Consider the following 3,233-nt stretch of genomic DNA (forward strand, 5'->3'; position numbering starts at 1 on the left):
GGCCATAAGACTCCCCCTCACCCCCAGCCCCACACCCGCCAGGGGCGAGGGGAGAAAGAGCCTCACGCTAACCCGAAGTGAATGGGAAAAAAGCCCCTCTCCCGTGAATGGAGAGGGGGTGGGGAGAGGGTGAATACGGCGGATTACCCGCCGCGCCGTTGTCGCCACGGTTGAACGGCAGAAAGCGCGTTGCCGCGCCATCTAGCCGCGTGGTCATATGCACTTCGCTATTACTAACCGCGAAATGCACCAATGCCCCATTGGGGGAAGACAATAAGGGTTCTGCGCTCCCCTGCCCCTTCGGGCGCGGCTCACGGTCAAAGCGGTATTGGTCAATTGCATCGTCAACCGATTGGGTGAAATCGGTTTTCAACTCCGCCGTGGCAACCGGAATTCCATTAAGGAACAGACTCAAATCCAGCGCGTTTTCATTGTGCAACGAATAACGCAACTGACGCACGACCCGCAGCTTATTGGCCGCGTATTTGTTGAGAATATCAGGATTCATTGCCAAGGCTGGCTTAAATTGGGCGAGCGCGAGCGGTTGACGCAAACCGAGCAATTCAATTCCGTGCCGTAAAACGTCTAACGTGCCGCGTTGGTTGAGAGAATCCCGCAGCCGCCCCAGCAACACATCAGCCGCTTGTGCGCCGTGGTTTTTTTCCAATGCCTCCCACGCCTTCGGTTGGGTTTCTTGCACCCAAGCCAACACATCCGCCTTAAATAGCGCCCGTGTCCGGTCATAGTTTTCCGCGTCGCCTTGCGAATACAGCCAGCCGTTTGCGGCCAGATGGTCACAGATTTCGGTTTCGAAATGGATTTCCTTGTGCAAACTCATACCATTAAGATTTATTGGGTTTCAGAGGGAACAAGGCCGAGTTTAACAGCCTAGGCGCAGGGAATTTTAACTTACACATTTCCTGGTGAAGAAGCGGTAAACTCGACACCATTCAACTCAAGGTAAACGGGTTCATAACCATTCTCGTCAGCCAAGAATGAATCCAGTGCATTAGTAAAAAGATGATAGCCCGCTTGGTTTTCATCATCCCATAAATGTTTGATAGTGACTTTTGTGCTCATTTGTAAGGTAACCTCTCTTCCTTTAACCCCGGCAGTTTTTCAAACTCAGGGTCTTTATGCACTAACGTTGCATCAAGTTCCAATGCAGTCGCGGCTATCCAGGCATCGGCCAACGAGAGTGGATGGGTAGCTTTTACCGATGCGGCAAGTATCAATAACTCAGGAGATTCATGTATCCATTGAATGGGCAACACCAAACAATCGGTATAGGCTTCACGTCCGGCTGATTCGCTTTCGTCTTTCCATACCCGATAAAATATTTCCATCAACGTCATAAAACTGCCCAAACACGGTAAACCACCATTTTCGGCAGCTAACAATAGTTCACTGACTCGCTCTGCACCTAACTCATTATCGCGCAAGGCCATCAAGGCAGAGGTATCCAGTAAAAATCCGCTCATGCTTCACGTTCACGGTCAATCCGGCGATCTTCCAACAGACGCTCAACTGCGCCGCCTTTACCTTTGCCCCGAAAAGCCGCAATGGCCGCCTGTGCTGCCGCCAGGGAAGTTTGCTGCTTGGCTGTCTCCAGCCCTTGCGAAAAAGCCTCATATTCCTGTTGCGATACGACATAAACCACCGGACGACCGCGCCGGGTAATGGTGACAGGTTCGCGTTGTGCCGTGTCCAGCAACTCCCCAAAACGGTTTTGGGCTTCGACAGATGTCATGGTACGCATAGTTAAATCCTCAATTAGCTAATACGGCTATTATAGGCGTATTGTCGAGTTTGGCAATTATAGGTGATTGATCTCAGATTACGCCAGCATTTCCATCAACAATGGATGCCACACAGCACTTTCAATTTCGCCCATTTTGCCGAGTAATCGCCGTTTATCGACGCAGCGGATTTGGTCCAACAAAATGCGTGCTGGACGGCCATCAAAAATGACTTCTGGCCGACAGCCTAACGATTGCCCTTTACTGGTTAAGGGCACAATAATCACGCGTGGCAACACCGTATTAAGATCGTCAGGCGATACCACCAAAGCCGGACGTGTTTTTTTGATTTCCGTGCCGAGCGTTGGATCAAGATTGACCCAATACACGTCGCCACGCCTTACCATTCCCACTCTCCGCTATCCTCGTCAACAGGCAACGACGCCAACACATCGCTATCGGCTTCCGCCTGATAGCCGTCAAACCAGCCGCTACGCGGCACTTTCAACGCCTCGATCACCAAGGTTTTGCCTTCCACCCGCAAGTCCACTTCCTCGCCCAGACCGCAAGCTTCCAGTAATGCAGACGGGATAATCACCCCGCGCGAATTACCGACTTTTCTTAAATGAGTACGCATCGTTCCTGCCCTAAAAAACAATAAAAGTAATAACTATGTTATTACTTGCCATCTGAAAAAACAAGACCGCGCACATCAATTTTTCCGGTCACGGCGGCGAAAATTAGGGCGGTGCGGCGCTCTTGCAGCAGGGTTATGGCGACTTTGGCTTCGGCGGTTAGGGTATCAAGTTTGGCGGTTTTGCTGTCTAGGAAGGCGACAATAGTAGATTGCTCTTCAATGTTTGGAACTGTCATTACAAGATTAGCGACATCGTCGAGATTCAACTGGATTTTTGTTCCGCCGTATCCTTTGGTTTCAAGATAAGTTTTGCCCACAAAAGACATAGTCACATAGGCCGCCCATGCAGGCAATAGATGCTGTTGATTTAGTCGGGCCAACGCCACGTGTTGACTGACATAAGCGGGTTCCAAGTTTTTTGGAATTACTGCGACAGAGCCGAGATAGGCCGTAATCGAAAAAAGCACGTCGCCCGACTGAACTCTTGTTCGTTCACCTTCAATTCCTTCTGGCACTGTCACTCTTTGAATGTCTGATAAGTCGAGAAGAATACTGTCACGCGTCAGATTACCAATTCGTATAAACAAAGCCCCTTCGTCAGAATAGTGCTCTGCCCATCCCCGTGATCCGCTGGTCAGAAAAGATACGTTTCGTTTTAAAGGTAGAATTTCCCAATGCTCCGGCACTTCGCCCAGCCATTCGATACCGGAATCCTTCATCGGTGCGTTGGGGTTTAGGCCTTTGGTGACGGCGTGGGAAATAACCGCTTGCCGCTTTTCCTTGAGCAGTTCGATCAGTCGTTGCTGTTCGGCAATCAGCGCGTCAATCTTCGCGGTTTCGCGGTCGAGGAAGGCGGC

Annotated in this window: 7 protein-coding genes; all 7 read right to left on the reverse strand. The window is 50.7% G+C overall.

What is annotated here, in order from left to right; genetic code table 11:
* Positions 1-67: 67 nt before the first annotated feature.
* Positions 68-838, reverse strand: coding sequence for a type I restriction endonuclease (locus tag ACLQ6D_RS04300; protein ID WP_411726054.1), 771 nt, complete (start codon positions 836-838; stop codon positions 68-70).
* Between the two features lie 71 nt (positions 839-909).
* A complete protein-coding gene (locus ACLQ6D_RS04305) occupies positions 910-1,080 on the reverse strand; it encodes a hypothetical protein (protein WP_411726055.1) in 171 nt (56 codons plus the stop codon).
* Complete coding sequence (locus ACLQ6D_RS04310; RefSeq protein ID WP_411726056.1) at positions 1,077-1,481, reverse strand: PIN domain-containing protein; 405 nt, start codon at positions 1,479-1,481, stop codon at positions 1,077-1,079. Before ACLQ6D_RS04310 ends, ACLQ6D_RS04305 begins: the two co-directional genes overlap by 4 nt.
* The gene (locus ACLQ6D_RS04315; RefSeq protein WP_411726057.1) at positions 1,478-1,759 is read right to left on the reverse strand and encodes a type II toxin-antitoxin system Phd/YefM family antitoxin; all 282 of its coding nucleotides are present in this window, start codon (positions 1,757-1,759) and stop codon (positions 1,478-1,480) included. Before ACLQ6D_RS04315 ends, ACLQ6D_RS04310 begins: the two co-directional genes overlap by 4 nt.
* 78 nt (positions 1,760-1,837) lie before the next feature.
* Complete coding sequence (locus tag ACLQ6D_RS04320) at positions 1,838-2,146, reverse strand: type II toxin-antitoxin system PemK/MazF family toxin (RefSeq protein ID WP_411726058.1); 309 nt, start codon at positions 2,144-2,146, stop codon at positions 1,838-1,840.
* Entirely contained in the window at positions 2,140-2,376 is a 237-nt protein-coding gene (locus ACLQ6D_RS04325; protein ID WP_411726059.1) for an AbrB/MazE/SpoVT family DNA-binding domain-containing protein, read from the reverse strand. Before ACLQ6D_RS04325 ends, ACLQ6D_RS04320 begins: the two co-directional genes overlap by 7 nt.
* A 41-nt stretch (positions 2,377-2,417) precedes the next feature.
* Positions 2,418-3,233: restriction endonuclease subunit S (locus ACLQ6D_RS04330; RefSeq protein ID WP_411726060.1), on the reverse strand; the 816-nt coding region annotated here is incomplete at its 5' end.

This window comes from Methyloglobulus sp. (assembly GCF_046714055.1).
GTDB lineage: Bacteria > Pseudomonadota > Gammaproteobacteria > Methylococcales > Methylomonadaceae > Methyloglobulus.